Source organism: Pyxidicoccus sp. M15 (genome assembly GCF_056858435.1).
On the sequence record NZ_CM166495.1, the window covers coordinates 10,541,202 to 10,557,874 of the forward strand.

Sequence of the window (16,673 nt, forward strand, 5' to 3'; positions counted from 1 at the left end):
TCCCGTCACCTGCTTGCCCTGGCCACGCCTCTCTCTGGACGCGTCACGCGTGCGAATGCGCGCCTCAAGCCTGGGGCGGGCAACGTGCGTCTTGGAGGAGTCCTCCTCCACCTGCCAGATTGCGCTGACGTATACCTACTCCGCAAGTAGTCTCCGGGGGCGCGGAGTGGTCCGCGCCGCTCCTCGCGAGGCACCTCATGGAGACTGGCACCCTCAATCCGGCCTTTCTTCCGCCGGGAACGCGAGTCGGCCCCTGGCGCGTGGTGGAGCCGCGAGGCCACGGCACCTATGGCGCCGTCTACCTCGCCGTGAGCGCCGAGGACGCGCAGGTCACCGTGGCCCTCAAGCTCGCCCTGCACCCCTGGGATGAGCGCTTCGCGCGGGAGGCCGAGCTGCTCACCCGCATCCGTCACCCGGCCGTCCCTCGCCTCGAAGACCATGGGGAATGGCAGAACCCCGAGGGCAGCCGCCGCTACCCGTATGTCGCCATGGAGTTCGTGGAGGGCCTCTCGCTCTATGACTGGGCGCGGGTGCGGCGCCCCACCTCCCGGCAGGTGCTCCAACTGCTTGCGCGTCTGGCGGGGGCCCTGGCGGCCACACATGCGGCGGCGGGCGTCCACCGCGACGTGAAGGGAGACAACATCCTGGTCCGCCACTCGGACGACCAGCCCTTCCTGATGGACTTCGGCTCGGGACACCATGTGGTCGCCGCGACGCTGACCTGGCAGGTCTTCCCACCGGGCACACCGGCCTATCGCTCACCGGAGGCCTGGCGCTCCGTGCGCCTCGGGAGGGCGGCACCGGCAGAGGCCTACGCCCCCGGGCCCGCGGACGATGTCTTCGCACTGGGCGTCACCGCCTATCGGCTGCTCACCGCCCGGTATCCCCTCTCAGCCGAGGAGCCACTGTCTGGGCGCCTGGAGGACGCCAGCACCCGCTCTCCGAGGGCGCACAACGTCCGCTGCGCTCCGGAGTTGGATGCGCTGGTGGTCCGGATGCTCACGCCTCGCCCTGAGGCAAGAGGGAGCGCAAGCGAGCTGGCAGAAGCGTTGGAGCGCGCCGCACGGAAGAAGAAGCCCGAATTGGACGTGCCCCTCTTCACGAGGAGGGAGCCCCGGGTCCATGACGGAATCCCAGCTTCCCGGCCGGTCGTGACCGAACTGCCGCGTGTGGTGAGGTGGCCGTGGTTCGCAGCGGCCAGTCTGGGTGCATCCCTGGCATTGGCCGTCGTGCAGAGCAGCAATACGAGCCGCGTCGATGAGCCTACGGAGGAGCCATTGGCGGAGCAGGCGAAGGACGGAGGCTCCGTGGCCGTCGGGGATTCGGCGCTGACGGCGCCGGTGGCTCCGTCCCGAGCACCGTTCGCATGGTCAGCCATCGCCGTGGACATGCCACCGAGGCCCCTGCCAGGACAGGCCCGGCCAGATGACAATGGCCGTTGTCTCACCCGAGGGCAGGTCGTCATCAACGGCGCCTGTTGGAGAAGGCTCCACGTCTCCGACATAAAGGACTGCGACGAAGAGTCCTATGTATACAAGGGCGCCTGCTACCTCCCGGTGTTCCCTCCCCCGCGCCCCGCCACCTCGGGCCCCGCCGAGCAAACCGACGGCGGATAGCACTCATCGGTTAGTGCGCACCCAAACGAGGCACCTGATGGATCCTGACAACCTCGATACGGCCATTTGTCACTCATCCACACGGACCTGGCTCGCGGTGGCCAGCTTGGCAGGAGCGTTGATACTGGGAACCGGGTGGAGACTTGGTGCATCGCCACGAAGGGAGACGACAAAGGCACAAGCCATGCGAGAAGTGGATGCGAGAGCAGACACCACCGTGGCCATCGGAGACTCGGCGCCGACGGTTCCGGTGACTCCGTTCCGAGCACCGTTCGCATGGTCGACCATCGCCGTGGAGCTGCCCCCCAGCTCCCTTCCAGGGCAGACCCGGCCGGATGCCAACGGCCACTGTCGTACCAGAGGGCAGGTTGTCATCAACGGTGGCTGCTGGAGGGCGTTGAAGGTCTCCGCAAACGAGTGTGATGAAGAGTCCTATGTCTACAAGGGCGCCTGCTACACCCCGGTGTTTCCGCCCCCGCGCCCCGCCACCTCGGGCCCCACCGAGCAACCCGAGGGCGGCCAGCAAACCTTCCACGTGTAACACCGCGCGGACTGTCCAACCTCGGGCGCTCGTGGGTGGAAGGCGCGACGCCTCCCATGCGCCGTCTGGCACCATGCACGCCATGAAGACCCGAGGTCCCCAGGTGGTGCTCGTCCGGCACGGCGAGACGGCGTGGAGCCGGAGTGGCCAGCACACGGGCCGCACGGACATGCCGCTGCTCGAGGACGGGCGGAAGATGGGCGGACTGCTCGCGGAGCCGCTGAAGGCGTGGCGCTTCGCCGAGGTGTGGACGAGCCCGCTGAGCCGCGCGGCCGAGACATGCGCGCTCGCCGGCTTCGGCGACGTGGCGAAGCAGCGGCCGGAGCTCATGGAGTGGGACTACGGCGACTACGAGGGCCGCACCGGCGACGACATCCGCGCGGAGCGTCCAGGCTGGGCGCTGTGGAAGGACGGCGTGCCGAACGGAGAGACGGCCGCGCAGGTGGGCGCCCGCGTGGACCGCGTCATCGCGGACGCCCGCGCGGTGAATGGCGACGTGCTCCTCTTCGCCCACGGCCACCTGCTGCGGGTGCTGGCCGCACGGTGGCTGGGGCTGCCGCCGGAAGACGGGCGGCTCTTCATGCTGGGCACCGCGTCCATCAGCGTGGTCAGCCTCGACGGCGACGGCACCCAGCCTGTCATCGTCACGTGGAATGACATGACGCACCTGCGCACCGAGGGCTCCCACGCGGGAGCCCCCGGCGCCTGACGCCTACAGCCGCCCGTCGAGGAAGTTCTTCACCAGCTTCGGCCCCTCGGGCGTGAGGACGCTCTCGGGGTGGAACTGGAAGCCCACCACGGGCTTCGTGCGGTGACGCAGCGCCATGATGAGGCCATCCTGGCTCCACGCGGTGGCCTCCAGCTCCGCGGGCAGCGAGGGCGCATCCACGATGAGCGAGTGGTAGCGCGCCGCCGTGAAGCCCTGGCTCACCCCGGTGAAGACGCCCGTGTTCCCGTGCTGAATCTGGGCCGCCTTCCCGTGCACCGGCGTCGGCGCGCGAACCACCTTGCCGCCGAACGCCGCGCCAATGGACTGGTGCCCCAGGCACACGCCCAGCACGGGCACGCGGGAGCGGGCAATGGCCGCCACACTGACGCCCGCCTCGTGCGGCGTGCACGGGCCCGGCGAAATCACCAGGTGCGAAGCCCCCGTCGCCGCGACGCCCGCGGCGTCCAGGTCGTCATTGCGCACCACCTTCACCTCGGCGCCCAGCGTGTACAGCAATTGCACGAGGTTGAAGGTGAACGAGTCGTAGTTGTCGATGACGAGAATCACCGGCCACCTCCCTCGCGCGCCATCCGCAGCGCGGCGGCCATGGCGCCCGCCTTGGCCTCCGTCTCGTCCGCCTCCTTCGACGGCACCGAGTCCGCCACCAGGCCCGCGCCCGAGGTCCACATCGTCCTGTCTCCGTCCACGAAGAAGGTCCGCAGCGCGATGGCCACGTCCAGCGTGCCGCAGAAGGACAGGTAGCCCACCGCGCCCGCATAGGGCCCGCGCCGCTGCGGCTCCAGCTCGTCGATGATCTGCATCGCGCGAATCTTCGGAGCGCCCGAAACGGTGCCCGCGGGGAACGTGCTGGCCAACGCGTCCAGCGCGTCGTACTTCGCGTCCAGCTTCCCGCGCACCTGCGACACGATGTGCATCACGTGGCTGTAGCGCTCGATGACCTTCATGTCCTCGACGCGCACCGAGCCCGGCGCCGCCACGCGGCCCACGTCGTTGCGGCCCAGGTCCACCAGCATGACGTGCTCGGCCAATTCCTTCTCGTCCGCGAGCAGCTCCTTCTCCAGCGCCAGGTCCTCGGCCTCGGTGGCGCCCCGGCGGCGGGTGCCCGCCAGCGGCCGCACCACCACGTCCCCGTCGCGCACCTGCACGAGCAGCTCCGGGGAAGCGCCCACCAGCGCGCGCGCCTCGCCCAGCTCCACCAGGAAGAGGTACGGCGACGGGTTCACCCGCCGCAGCGCCCGGTAGAGCGACAGCGGCGGCGGCGCACCGAGCGCCTCGAAGCGCCGCGCGAGCACCACCTGGAAGATGTCTCCGGCGCGGATGTATTCCTTGGCGCGCTCCACCGCGGCCTCGTAGCCGGCGCGGTCCCAGCAGGCGACAGGGGCCGTGTCGCCGCGCATGCGAGGGCCGGGCGCGTACGCCTCTGGAGGCAGCGGCTTGAGCAGCTTGTCCGCCAGCGCCTGCGCGCGCTCCTCGGCGTCCTTCAGCGCGGCGGCCACGCTGCCGTGCAGCGACGGCCGGGCAATGGCGGTGGCCTTGAGCGTCCCGGTGCGCGAGTCATGGGTGGCGAAGTCCTCGCACACCAGCCATTCCGAGTCCGGGAACGAGGTGTCGCGCGGGTGCCGGTCCGGCACCGTGGGCTCCAGCCACGAGAAGCAGTGGTAGCCCATGTAGCCGACGAGCCCGCCCAGGAACGGGGCCTCGCCGGGAAGGCGCGCGACAGCCAGCTCGCGCCACAACGTGCGCAGGACGTCCAGGGGCTTGCCTTCGCGGCGCTCCTCGCGTGAGCCACGCCACAACGTGGCTCCGGTGGCGTCCAGGCGCACGCGCCCGGCCGGCTGGGCTCCCACGTGGCTGTAGCGCCCGAAGCGCTCGCCGCCGTAGCAGGACTCGAGGATGAAGCCGCGCGAGCCTCCGCCCAGCTTCAGGTACGCCGACAGCGGCGTATCCAGGTCCGCCGGCAGCTCCACCGACACCGGCACCGCCTCGCCCTTCTCCGCGAGCTGGCGATAGGCCGACTTCCGCTCCTGTGCATCCATCTTCATGACTGGCTCTGCCCTTCTAGGGCTTCGTTTCCGCCGTGGCGTCCGAGGCCTTCACCTCGGAGAAGACACCGTCGGCGAGCTTGTACTTCGTGCGCTCCGTCGTCTTCACTTCCCTGCCGGACTCGTCCTCCTCGACGTTCGTCCGCACTACCGTGAGGCCCTGCTGCTTCGGCTGAAAGGAGACCTTGTACGAGGAGCTGTTGGGCGGGTCCGCCAGCCCGGCCACCTCCATGGCCAGCTTCGCCTTGCCGAGCACGCCCTTCTTCTTCCCCGGCACCGTGTAGCTCACGTACGTGGTGCTGAAGTCGCTGCACGCCTCGGGCGCGGAGTCCACCTGCACCAGCGCCAGCCCCGCCGTCTTCGCCGCGACGAGCGTCACCTTCGCAGACCCGCCGTCCACGCTCATATAGCCCTGTCCGGCGGGGGTGATGTCCACACTGCTGACGCGGCGGGGCGGCTTCACGCCCGGCTCCAGGACGCGGACGCGAATCTTGAAGTCCGAGCTCATCACCACGGTGGCCACTTCCTGCTCACCGTCGTTGTCGAAGTCACCCTCGAAGCGGAACGGCGTGAGTGTGTTGCCGAAGAGCCAGCCCTTGAAGGGAGCGCCCTTCCCGTCGACGTACTCCACCTGGTACCAGTGGTTGACGTACTCCCCCACCTTGAGGCGCTCCTTGCCGCGCTCCAGCACGCGCACGGGGGCGCCCAGCGGCAGCGTGGTGACGACGGCCGCGTCCGCCCCGGGCGTCTGGCGGAGGTTGGCCTCGTCCACGCCCACATAGAGGTCCGCCTTGTTCGCGGACGGCTCGAACTGGGTGAAGTCGTAGGTGTCCAGGGCGCGCTTCGACGCGTCCGCCCCCTCTTCCAGCGACGTCGCGGTGTAGTGCAACTCGAGCTCTGGCGACTGGGAGAGGACCAGCGACAGCAGGAGGGCAGGTGTCATGCGAAGGGCATCCAGTCCGGAAGGTGCCGCTGTTATCCCCTGTCCGGCAACGCCATCCAAGGGGACGGAATATTCCCGCGGCAACTGGCCGGGCCCGCGGTGACAGGTGAGTGCCAGAGGGGCATGCCAGGGAGCAATGGCCCGTAGGGAGGACACACACCTCGGGTGGCCACCATCAGGGTGCCTCGCTATCTGAATGAAGCTTTGAGCGCCTCCTATCCCTTTCAGGACAGACCGCCGCTCATCACGGTGACGCCGCAGGGGCTCTACTGCGCCCCGGGCCATTTCCATATCGACCCCTGGCGTCCGGTGGAGCGAGCGCTCATTACTCACGCCCACGGTGACCACGCACGGGGCGGCAGCCAGCGCTACCTCGGCGCCCGAGCAGGCGAGGGACTGCTGCATCGCCGGTTGGGCGCGGACTCCGTCATCGACACGCTGGAGTACGGCGAGCGGCTCACCATCAACGACGTCACGGTGAGCTTCCACCCCGCGGGCCACGTGCTGGGCAGCGCGCAGATTCGAATCGAACACAAGGGCGAGGTGTGGGTGGTCTCCGGCGACTACAAGCGCGCGCCGGACCCGACGTGCGCGCCCTTCGAGGTGGTGCGCTGCAACACCTTCATCACCGAGGCGACCTTCGGGCTGCCCATCTATCGTTGGGACGACACGCGCCTCATCGCGGAGGACATCCTGAAGTGGTGGGACGCCAACCGCGTGGTGGGGCGCTCCGCGGTGCTGTTCTGCTACGCGCTGGGCAAGGCGCAGCGAATCCTCGCGGAGCTGGCGCGGCTGACGGACCGGCCGGCCTATGTGCACGGGGCCCTCAACAGCCTCGTGGCGGTGTACCGCGAGGCGGGCGTGCACATGATTCCCACGCAGCTGGTGTCGGAGGTGGAGAAGGGCACGTCCTTCGCGGGCGCGCTGGTGCTGGCGCCGCCGAGCGCGGGGGGCTCCACGTGGATGCGCCGCTTCGGTGAGCACGAGACGGGCTTCGCGTCCGGGTGGATGCGGGTGCGCGGAAACCGGCGCCGGCGCGGCTTCGACCGGGGCTTCGTGCTGTCGGACCATGCGGACTGGCCGGACCTGTTGCGCACGGTGGCGGACACGCGGGCGGAGCGGGTGCTGGTGACGCACGGCTACACGGACCCGCTGGCGCACTACCTGCGCGACGCCGGCGTGGACGCCGCCCCCCTGGCCACGCCCTTCGAGGGCGAGGCGGAGGACTGACGCGTGAGGCGACTGGCGGACCTCTACGAAGCGCTGGACCAGACGACGTCCACCAACGCGAAGGTGGACGCGCTCGTGCGCTACTTCCAGCAAGCGCCCCCCGAGGACGCGGCCTGGGCGCTGTACTTCCTCACGGGCCAGAAGCTGAAGCGGCTGCTCACCACGAAGCTGCTGGTGGGGTGGACGCAGGAGCTGACGGGCATTCCCGGCTGGCTCTTCGAGGAGGTCTACGCCTCCGTCGGAGACCTCGCGGAAGTCATCGCCCTGCTGCTTGACTCGCTCGAGCGCCCGCCCGAGCCCGAGGAGCTGCCCCTCTCCGTGTGGCTGGAGGAGCGACTGCTGCCGCTGCGCAACCTGGACGCCGCCGAGCAGCGCGAGCGCGTGGTGTCCTGGTGGAAGGCCATGCCCCGGCGGGAGCTGTTCCTGCTCAACAAGATGCTCACGGGGGAGCTGCGCGTGGGCGTCTCCGCGACGCTGGTGATTCGCGCGGTGGCGCAGGTGGCGGGCCTGCCGCCGCCGAGCGTGGCGCACCGGCTGATGGGGACGTGGACGCCCACGCCGGCCTTCTTCACGCAGCTCGTGTCGCCGGATGTCTCGGACGGGCACAGCTCGCGGCCCTACCCCTTCTACCTGGCCTCGCCGCTGGAGCAGCCGCCGGAGTCGCTGGGGGACCTCGAGGACTGGCAGGTGGAGTGGAAGTGGGACGGCATCCGCGGCCAGCTCATCCGCCGCCAGGGCGGCGTGTACCTGTGGAGCCGTGGCGAGGAGCTCATCACCGAGCGCTTCCCTGAAATCAGCGAGGCCGCCGCCGCGCTGCCCGAGGGCACCGTGCTGGACGGAGAGGTGCTGGCGTACGAGGACGGCCGGCCCCTGCCCTTCGCGCTGCTCCAGCGGCGCATCGGCCGGCAGAAGCTGACGCCCAAGGTGCTCGCGGAAGCTCCCGCGGCCTTCATCGTCTATGACCTGCTGGAGCTGGACGGCAAGGACGTGCGCGAGCTGCCGCTGCGCGAGCGGCGCGCGAAGCTGGAGGTGCTGCTGAAGGACCGGCCGCGCTTCCCCATCTCCCCGTCGGTCCGAGCGGCGTCGTGGGAGGAGCTGGCGAAGCTGCGCGACGAGGCGCGCGAGCGCAACGTCGAGGGCTTCATGATCAAGCGGCTCGACTCCGCGTACCTCACCGGGCGCAAGCGGGGCGACTGGTGGAAGTGGAAGATAGACCCGTTCACCGTGGACGCGGTGCTCCTCTACGCGCACCCGGGGCATGGCCGGCGCTCGTCGCTGTACACCGACTACACCTTCGCGGTGTGGAACGGCACGGAGCTGCAGCCGGTGACGAAGGCGTACTCCGGCCTCACGGACGAGGAGATTGGCCGGCTCGACAGGTGGATTCGCGCGCACACGAAGGAGAAGTACGGGCCGGTGCGCTCGGTGGAGCCGGAGCAGGTCTTCGAGCTGCACTTCGAGGGCATCCAGGCCTCGCCGCGCCACAAGTCGGGCGTGGCGCTGCGCTTCCCGCGCATCGCCCGCTGGCGCACGGACAAGAAGCCCCAGGACGCGGACACGCTGGCCACATTGAAGGAGCTGCTCGATGCCCGCGGGTAGGTCGCGCAGCCTGAGGGCGCAGATTGCCGCCCGCCGCAAGGCGCTGCGCTCCGGCAATGAAGGAGGCGGAGCCCCCGCCATGCAGGGCCCGCCCGCGAAGAAGCGGCGCCGCACGGTGAAGCGTCGCCGTGCCGCCGAGGGCACCGGAGCCACGGCACCGGTGACGGGTACGCCCATGGAGCGGCTGCGCGGCTGGTTCGCGTCGAAGGGGTGGACGCCCTACGCCTTCCAGGAAGAGGCCTGGGCCGCGTACGCGCGCGGAGACAGCGGCCTCATCCACGTGCCCACGGGCGCCGGGAAGACGTACGCGGCCTATATCGGCCCGCTCGCGGACGTGGCGGAGCGCGGCCAGAAGGGGCTCCAGGTCCTCTATGTGACGCCGCTGCGCGCGGTGTCGCGCGACGTGGAGAAGGCCCTGCTGGAGCCGCTGTGCGTGCTGGACGCGGACCTCGACGTGGAGAGCCGCACGGGGGACACGTCGTCCTCCGTGCGCCAGCGTCAGCGCGAGCGCCTGCCCGAGGTGCTCATCACCACGCCGGAGTCCCTCTCCGTCCTCCTGTCCAACGAGCGCGCCGCGGAGATGTTCGCGTCGCTGCGCTCGGTCATCGTGGACGAGTGGCACGAGCTGCTCGGCTCCAAGCGGGGCACGCAGATGGAGCTGGCCCTGGCCCGCCTGCGCCGCTTCGCCCCGGAGGTGCGCACCTGGGCGCTGTCCGCCACGCTGGCCAACCTGGACGAGGCCGCGCGCCACGTCGTGGGCACCGGCCGCGTGCCCACGCTGGTGAGCGCGGACCTGGAGCGCCCGGTGGCGGTGGACACGCTGCTGCCGGACTCGGTGGACAGCTTCCCCTGGTCCGGCCACCTGGGCTTCACCATGCTGGCGCGCGTGGCCGCGTGGCTGGACCCGGAGCAGTCCACGCTCGTCTTCACCAACACGCGCTCGCAGGCGGAGCGCTGGTTCGAGGGCCTGCGCTTCGCCCGTCCGGAGTGGGAGCACCTCATCGCCCTGCACCACGGCTCCATCGACCGCGAGGAGCGCGAGCGCGTGGAGGCGGGCCTCAAGGACGGCGGGCTGCGCATCGTCGTGTGCACGTCCTCGCTGGACCTGGGCGTGGACTTCGGCCCCGTGGAGCGGGTGGTGCAGGTGGGCAGCCCCAAGGGCATCGGCCGGACGATGCAGCGCGCCGGCCGCAGCGCCCACCGACCCGGCGCCACGTGCCACATCCTCTTCGTCCCCACACACGCGCTGGAGTTGGTGGAGATGGCCGCCGCCAGGGACGCCATCCTCCGCCGCGAGGTGGAGCCGCGCACGCCGCCGGGCAAGCCGCTGGACGTGCTCGCGCAGCACCTGGTGACGTGCGCCATGGGCGGCGGCTTCACGCGAGAGGCCCTGCGCGACGAGGTGCGCACCGCCGCCGCCTACGCCGGCCTCACCGACGAGGAGTTCGAGTGGACGCTCGCCCTGGTGCGCGAGGGCGGCCCCACGCTGCGCGCCTACCCGGAGTTCCGTCGCGTGGTGGAGCGCGAGGGCCGCTTCGTCATCGCGGACGCACGCATCGGCCGCCTGCACCGGCTCAACATCGGCACGATTACGTCCAACGCGGTGGTGCAGCTGCGCTACTGGAGCGGCGGCAGGCTGGGCAACATCGAGGAGGCGTACATCAGCCGGCTGCGCCCCGGGGACACCTTCCTCTTCGCGGGCAAGCGTCTGGAGTTCAGCCGCTTCAAGGACATGACGGCCTATGTGAAGCCGGCGAAGGCGAAGGCCACGCAGACGCCGCGCTGGAATGGCAGCCGCCTGCCCCTGTCCAGCTCCCTGGCCAATGCCGTCCGCCGCACCCTGGACTCCGCGCGCCATGGGGACGTCACCACGGACGAGCTGGCGGCCGCCTGGCCCGTGCTAGAGGCCCAGGAGCGGCTGTCGCGCATCCCCGCCGCGGGCTCGCTGCTCGCGGAGACGTGCGAGACGCGCGACGGCCATCACCTCTTCCTCTACCCCTTCGAGGGGCGGCTGGTGCACGAAGGGCTGGCGGCGCTGCTCGCCCTGCGCCTCACCCGTCTCCAGAAGGCCACCTTCAGCCTGTCGGTGAATGACTACGGCCTGGAGCTGCTCACGCCAACGCCCTTCCCCTTCGAGGAGGCGCTGCGCCCCGCCCTCTTCACCCGGGAGCGCCTGGTGGAGGACGTGCTGGAGAGCGTCAACGTGAGCGAGCTGGCGAAGCGGCAGTTCCGCGACATCGCCCGCGTGGCGGGGCTGGTGCTGCCGGGGCTGCCCGGGGCGCGCAAGTCGACGCGGCAGGTGCAGGCCAGCTCATCCCTCCTCTATGACGTGTTCCTCAAGTACGACCCGGACAACCTGCTCCTCGTCCAGGCCCGCCGCGAGGTGCTGGAGCAGCAATTCGAGCAGGGCCGCCTGGGCCGCACGCTGGAGCGGCTGGAGAGGAGCCCCGTGGAGCTCGTCCACGTGCGCAGGCCCACGCCGCTGGGCTTTCCGCTCGTCGTCGAGCGCATCAGCGCCAGCGTCTCCAACGAGTCCCTGCTGGAGCGCGTGGAGCGCCTGAAGGAGCGATGGACGCGAGACGATGCCAGGTCCGCGTAGGCGGCACCCTCCTGGAGCTGCTCCCCGAGCGAGCCCTGCACTGGCCCGAGGCCGGCATGCTGGCCGTCGCGGACCTGCACTGGGGCAAGACGGAGAGCTTCCAGCAGCACGGCATCCCCCTGCCCGGCGGCGTGCTGGAGGATGACCTCGCGCGCCTGTCCGCCGCCCTGTCCGCCACCCGCGCCCGCCGCCTGCTCCTCCTGGGAGACCTCATCCACTCCCGGCAGGGTCTCACGCCGGCCCTCGTCCAGCGGCTCGCCGCCTGGCGCGAGTCCCATGCCAGCGTGGAGCTGGTGCTGGTGCGCGGCAACCACGACCGCCACGTGAAGACGCTCCCCCCCCAGTGGCGCCTCGAGGTCCTGGAGTCCCACGCCGACGAGGGCCCCTTCCGCTTCGCCCACCACCCGGAGCCCGCGCCCGGCCGCTACGTGTGGGCGGGCCACCTCCATCCCATGGTGCGCCTGTCCGGCGGAGGGGACAGGCTGCGTCTGCCCTGCTTCCATGTGGGCCGCGACGTGGGCGTGCTGCCCGCCTTCAGCGCCTTCACCGGCGGGCTCAATGTCTCCCGCCGCCCCGGCGAGCGCGTCTTCGCCATCGCCGAACCCGCAGTGGTCGAGGTGTAGGATGAGCACCGCCAAGCGCCGCCGCATCCTCGGCATCATCGCCACCGACCGCACCTTCGAGCGCTCCGAGCACCGCGGCCGCGAGGCCTGGGTGGGCAAGTGCCTGCACTGCAATACCCACCTCTGGGTGGGCGCGGATGGCGAGCCCATCAGCCGCGCCACCATCGAGCACATCCTCCCGCAGACCGCTGGCGGCACCGATGTGCTGACCAACCTCGGCCTGGCCTGCGCCCGCTGCAACCAGGGCAAGAGCCGGCACGACGTGAGGTACCACCGTGACGCGCGCGCCCGTGAGCTGGTGGAGCGGCTGCTGGCCCGCCGCCGCGAGCGCTGGCGCGAGCCGGACGGCGAAGACGCGGAGTGAGGGCACCACGCCGCTCATGGCGCGGATGACTTCCTCTGTCGCAACCTGTAGCGCCCCGTTCAACGCCACACGCTGCGTGCACCCAGCGCTTCAGCGGGTGCGCTCCGAGGGAGAAACCGGGCGGAAGTGATCGCCCGCGCGCGTGCCGCTCAAACGCCCCTTCCTCCCCGTAGAAGAGAGATTCATCGCCTCGCACCCGCGACTTTCCGCCTCCGCGAGCGGAAGTGGTATCCGGCTGTCTCAACATCAGAGTCGCAACATCAGAATGGTTGACACTGCCGAAGCGATGCCCGATGGTCCCGCGCCGCGTCAGGGCTGGGATAAGGAGGAGGGCCCAGCTCACGGCATTCTCATAGAGGTTTCGTTGGACGTGACTGCTTCGGATTCCGTGCGCCAGGAGCCTCCGCCCGCCCGCCCCATCGGGGCCGGGATCGCCCCTCCGCCCTCAGCGCCCCGCAACGCTCGCGCCTCCTTTAGCCCTCCTGTCACCGCTGTCGCTGAAGCCCCCTTGCCCATGGTCCTGGTATGAGCGGCCCTCTCTTCCCACGCTGGACGAACACGGTGTCGCGGCTGTCCGCCGCGGCGCTCCTCGCCGTGCCCGCCATCGGCCTCGGCGGCCTCATGGCCTACGTACGCTCGCCGTACGTCACCAACCAGCAGATGCCCATCGAGCAGCCCATCGAGTTCGACCACCGCCATCACGCGGGTGACGAGCAGATCGACTGCCGGTACTGCCACTGGACGGTGGAGAAGTCGCCCTCCGCGGGCATCCCCTCCACCACCGTGTGCATGTCCTGCCACGCCCAGGTGTGGAACAAGAGCCCGTACCTCACCGAGGTGCGCAAGGCCTTCTTCTCCGACCAGCCCATCCCCTGGGTCCGCGTCCACAACCTGCCGGACTTCGTCTACTTCAACCACGCCATCCACGTGAACAAGGGCGTGGGCTGCGCCACCTGCCACGGCCGCATCGACCAGATGGGCGCCGTCGAGCAGCACGCGCCGCTGACCATGGCCTGGTGCCTGGACTGCCACCGCAACCCCGAGCCCAACCTGCGCCCGGCCGAGTTCATCACCTCGATGACCTGGACGCCGCCCGCGGACAAGGCAGAGGCCGCCGCGCTCGGTCAGAAGCTGAAGGAAGAGTACGACGTCCACTCGCGCACGAGCTGCTCCACATGCCACCGATGAACACGAAGCGCGACGGCGCCCCGTCGCAGGAAACTGCCTCCTTCGCGCTCCCGGTCGTCTCGGACCGGCCCGCCCCCGCGGCTGACGCCGTCGGTGAGGCCCTCGAGCACGCCGCCGCCAACGCCTCCGCCACCGAGACCGGCTACGGCCGGACCTACTGGCGCAGCCTCGAGGAGAAGCTCGGCACGCCCGAGTACCTCGAGGAGACCCGCCCCGAGTTCCCCGTCGGCGCGGACCTGGCCCCCACCGGCTTCGTGCGCCGCGAGTTCATGCAGCTGCTGGGCGCGTCGCTGGCCCTGGCCGGCGCCACCGCCTGCAGCACCCGTCCCCAGGACGAGCGCATCCTGCCGTACACCAAGACGCCGCCCGAGGTGGCCCCGGGCAACCCGCTGCACTACGCGTCCGGCATGACGCTGGCCGGCCACACCTCCGGCCTGCTCATCACCGCCCGCGAGGGTCGCCCCATCAAGATCGAGGGCAACCCGCAGCACCCCGTCAACCAGGGCGCCGCCGGCGTCTGGGAGCAGGCGTACCTCCTCTCGCTCTATGACCCGAACCGCGCCCGCGTGCTGCGGCAGGGCAAGAGCCCCCGCGCCCTGCGCGTGCTGGCCGAGGACGTGGCCACCCTGGTGAACAAGGCCGCCCCCGCCGACGGTGGCGCCCGCGTGCGCTTCCTCACCGAGCCCGGCAACTCGCCGATGATGGGCGACCTGCGCAACCGCATCCTGAAGAAGCTGCCCAACGCGCGCTTCTACAGCTACACGGCGATGACGCAGGACGCGGAGACCGAGGCCACCCGCGCCCTCTTCGGCAACCAGCCCGTCTCCGCCCGCTATGACTTCGCCCAGGCGGACGTCATCCTGTCGCTGGACGCGGACTTCCTGGAGAGCCGTCCGGCCAACCTCACCTACGCCCGCCAGTTCGCGGACCGCCGCGACCCGAAGAACGGCCCCCTCAACCGCCTCTACGCGGCGGAGGCCCGCTTCTCCATCACCGGCGGCATGGCGGACCACCGCCTGCGCGTGAAGTCGGCGGAAGTGCTCGCCGTCGCCGCCGCCGTGGCGCAGGCCATCGGTGGTCCCGCCGCCTCGGCGGCCTCGGCCGCCGCCGGCAAGGCGCAGCTGCGGGGCACCCCCGAGGAAGTCCAGAAGTCCACCGCCTGGATCCAGGCCGTGGTCGCCGACCTGCGCGCCGCGAAGCCCGGCCGCACGCTGGTCATCGCCGGCGAGCGTCAGCCCGCCGCGGTCCACGTCCTGGCCCACGCCATCAACGCGGCCCTCGGCAACACCGGCACCACCGTGCAGTACGTGCAGGCCCCCGTGGCGGAGCCCTTCGGCCTCGCCCAGGTGCGCGCCCTGGTGGAGGACATCAAGGCCGGCCGCGTGGACACGCTGGTCATCACCGCGTGGAACCCGCTCTACGCCCTGCCGTCCGACGCGGGCCTGGCGGAGCTGCTCAACCCCGCCACCAACCCGGAGCGCGCCAAGCTGTCCGTGCTCTACACGGGCCTCTACGAGGACGAGACCAGCCAGTACGCGGACTGGTTCGTCCCCGCGGCGCACCCGCTGGAGACCTGGAGCGACGGCCGCGCGGTGGACGGCACCGTCTCCATCGCCCAGCCGCTCATCCAGCCGCTCTTCAACGGCATGCCGGAGTCCGAGCTGCTGGCGCTGTTCCTCGACGAGCCCTTCCGCCCCGCGTACCAGATGCTGCGCGAGTACTGGCAGGGCCAGGCCACGGGCCAGGCGGACTTCGAGTCCCGCTGGGAGACGTGGGTGTCCGAGGGCATCATCGCCGGCACCGCCGCTGCCCCCGCCCCGGGCGCGCCGGACTTCGGCGCCGCCACCGCCCTGGTGTCGGGCTACAACCCGCCCGCGACCCCGGCGGCCAATGAGCTCGAGCTGAACTTCGTCCACGACTACAAGGTCTTCGACGGACGCTTCGGCAACATCGCGTGGCTGCAGGAGCTGCCCGACCTCATCACCAAGATGGTCTGGGACAACGCCGCGCTCATCAGCCCGCAGACGGCCAAGGACCTGGACCTGGCGCCCGGCGCCATGGCCGAGCTGAGCTACGGCGGCCAGAAGCTGTCCGTGCCGGTGTGGACCACGCCGGGCCTCGCCGACGGCACCGTGACGGTGGCGCTGGGCTACGGCCGCAACGGCCTGCACGAGGTGGTGGCCAAGGGCGTCGGCTTCAACGCCAACGTCCTGCGCCGCGCCGCGGCCCCCTGGTTCGACGGCGGCGCCACGCTCACCAAGGCGCGCGGCAGCTACAAGTTCAGCCTCACCCAGACGCACTGGCGCATGGAGGGCCGCCCCCTCGCGCTGGACATGCCGGTGTCCGAGCTGGCGCAGCCCTCGAAGGAGACGCAGCACGTCCTCCAGCGCGTCCAGGGTGAGCTGAAGCCGGGCATCCACGACAACCTGCCCGACTTCGACTACAGCAACGGCTACAAGTGGGGCATGGCCATCGACCTGTCCCGCTGCACGGGCTGCAGCGCGTGCGTGGTGGCCTGCCAGGCGGAGAACAACATCCCCGTCGTGGGCAAGGAGCAGGTGGCCCGCAGCCGTGAGATGCAGTGGCTGCGCATCGACCGCTACTTCGAGGGGCCCGAGAGCGACCCGAAGATGGTCATGCAGCCGGTCATGTGCGTGCACTGCGAGAAGGCCCCCTGCGAGTACGTGTGCCCGGTGAACGCCACCGTGCACTCGGACGAGGGCCTCAACGACATGGTGTACAACCGCTGCGTCGGCACGCGGTACTGCTCCAACAACTGCCCGTACAAGGTCCGCCGCTTCAACTACCTGCACTACACCTCCGGCAAGACGTCCACCGAGAAGATGGCGATGAACCCGGACGTCACGGTGCGCAACCGCGGCGTGATGGAGAAGTGCACGTACTGCGTCCAGCGCATCGAGCGCACGCGCATCAGCGCCCGGGTGGAGAAGCGCCTCATCCAGGAGAAGGAGCTGATGACGGCCTGCCAGCAGACCTGCCCCACGCAGGCCATCACCTTCGGCTCCCTCAACGACAAGCAGCAGCGCGTCACGCAGCTGCACGAGGACGAGCGCGCCTACAAGCTGCTGCACGAGCTGGGCACCCGCCCGCGCACCGCGCACCTCATCCGCGTCCGTAACCCCAACCCCGCCCTCGAGCCCGCCAAGACGCCGGCGGCCACCGAAGGGAGCCACTAGT

The 16,673-nt window shown here is 70.6% G+C and carries 13 protein-coding genes; 10 read left to right on the plus strand and 3 right to left on the minus strand.

Annotated elements, in window-relative coordinates; genetic code table 11:
• Nucleotides 1–197: 197 nt before the first annotated feature.
• From ACX9TP_RS38945 to ACX9TP_RS38955, 3 genes are all read left to right on the plus strand, one after another.
• Nucleotides 198–1,616, plus strand: coding sequence for a serine/threonine protein kinase (locus ACX9TP_RS38945; RefSeq protein WP_482975734.1), 1,419 nt, complete (start codon nucleotides 198–200; stop codon nucleotides 1,614–1,616).
• A 397-nt stretch (nucleotides 1,617–2,013) separates the two neighbouring features.
• Nucleotides 2,014–2,157 carry a hypothetical protein gene (locus ACX9TP_RS38950; protein ID WP_482975735.1) on the plus strand — a complete coding sequence of 48 codons (144 nt, stop codon included), beginning with the start codon at nucleotides 2,014–2,016 and terminating at the stop codon, nucleotides 2,155–2,157.
• Nucleotides 2,158–2,230: 73 nt separating this feature from the next.
• Nucleotides 2,231–2,866, plus strand: a complete 636-nt coding sequence (locus tag ACX9TP_RS38955; RefSeq protein WP_482975736.1) for a histidine phosphatase family protein — start codon at nucleotides 2,231–2,233, stop codon at nucleotides 2,864–2,866.
• Nucleotides 2,867–2,869: 3 nt separating this feature from the next.
• On the opposite strand, the gene ACX9TP_RS38960 is transcribed toward ACX9TP_RS38955, so the two are convergent.
• Genes ACX9TP_RS38960 through ACX9TP_RS38970 form a run of 3 tightly spaced genes read right to left on the minus strand, consistent with a single transcriptional unit; the run spans nucleotide 2,870 to nucleotide 5,872 of the window.
• The gene (locus tag ACX9TP_RS38960) at nucleotides 2,870–3,433 is read right to left on the minus strand and encodes an anthranilate synthase component II (RefSeq protein ID WP_482975737.1); all 564 of its coding nucleotides are present in this window, start codon (nucleotides 3,431–3,433) and stop codon (nucleotides 2,870–2,872) included.
• Complete coding sequence (locus tag ACX9TP_RS38965; protein WP_482982288.1) at nucleotides 3,430–4,923, minus strand: anthranilate synthase component I family protein; 1,494 nt, start codon at nucleotides 4,921–4,923, stop codon at nucleotides 3,430–3,432. The genes ACX9TP_RS38960 and ACX9TP_RS38965 overlap by 4 nt, the downstream gene beginning before the upstream one ends.
• A gap of 22 nt (nucleotides 4,924–4,945) precedes the next feature.
• Entirely contained in the window at nucleotides 4,946–5,872 is a 927-nt protein-coding gene (locus ACX9TP_RS38970) for an SH3 domain-containing protein (protein WP_482975738.1), read from the minus strand.
• Nucleotides 5,873–6,076: 204 nt separating this feature from the next.
• Between ACX9TP_RS38970 and ACX9TP_RS38975 the strand changes: the two genes are divergently transcribed.
• The 7 genes from ACX9TP_RS38975 (at nucleotide 6,077) to ACX9TP_RS39005 (ending at nucleotide 16,672) form a co-directional block, all read left to right on the plus strand.
• Nucleotides 6,077–7,102 (plus strand): ligase-associated DNA damage response exonuclease, encoded by a 1,026-nt coding sequence (locus ACX9TP_RS38975; protein WP_482975739.1) that lies wholly within the window; start codon nucleotides 6,077–6,079, stop codon nucleotides 7,100–7,102.
• Nucleotides 7,103–7,105: 3 nt separating this feature from the next.
• Complete coding sequence (locus ACX9TP_RS38980; protein ID WP_482975740.1) at nucleotides 7,106–8,701, plus strand: ATP-dependent DNA ligase; 1,596 nt, start codon at nucleotides 7,106–7,108, stop codon at nucleotides 8,699–8,701.
• A complete protein-coding gene (locus ACX9TP_RS38985) occupies nucleotides 8,688–11,300 on the plus strand; it encodes a ligase-associated DNA damage response DEXH box helicase (protein WP_482975741.1) in 2,613 nt (870 codons plus the stop codon). The genes ACX9TP_RS38980 and ACX9TP_RS38985 overlap by 14 nt, the downstream gene beginning before the upstream one ends.
• Nucleotides 11,270–11,923 carry a ligase-associated DNA damage response endonuclease PdeM gene (gene pdeM / locus ACX9TP_RS38990; protein WP_482975742.1) on the plus strand — a complete coding sequence of 218 codons (654 nt, stop codon included), beginning with the start codon at nucleotides 11,270–11,272 and terminating at the stop codon, nucleotides 11,921–11,923. Before ACX9TP_RS38985 ends, pdeM begins: the two co-directional genes overlap by 31 nt.
• 1 nt (nucleotide 11,924) lies before the next feature.
• Complete coding sequence (locus ACX9TP_RS38995) at nucleotides 11,925–12,287, plus strand: HNH endonuclease (RefSeq protein ID WP_482975743.1); 363 nt, start codon at nucleotides 11,925–11,927, stop codon at nucleotides 12,285–12,287.
• A 525-nt stretch (nucleotides 12,288–12,812) separates the two neighbouring features.
• Nucleotides 12,813–13,475 carry a cytochrome c3 family protein gene (locus ACX9TP_RS39000; RefSeq protein WP_482975744.1) on the plus strand — a complete coding sequence of 221 codons (663 nt, stop codon included), beginning with the start codon at nucleotides 12,813–12,815 and terminating at the stop codon, nucleotides 13,473–13,475.
• A complete protein-coding gene (locus ACX9TP_RS39005; protein WP_482982289.1) occupies nucleotides 13,472–16,672 on the plus strand; it encodes a TAT-variant-translocated molybdopterin oxidoreductase in 3,201 nt (1,066 codons plus the stop codon). Before ACX9TP_RS39000 ends, ACX9TP_RS39005 begins: the two co-directional genes overlap by 4 nt.
• The last annotated feature ends 1 nt before the right edge of the window (nucleotide 16,673 follow it).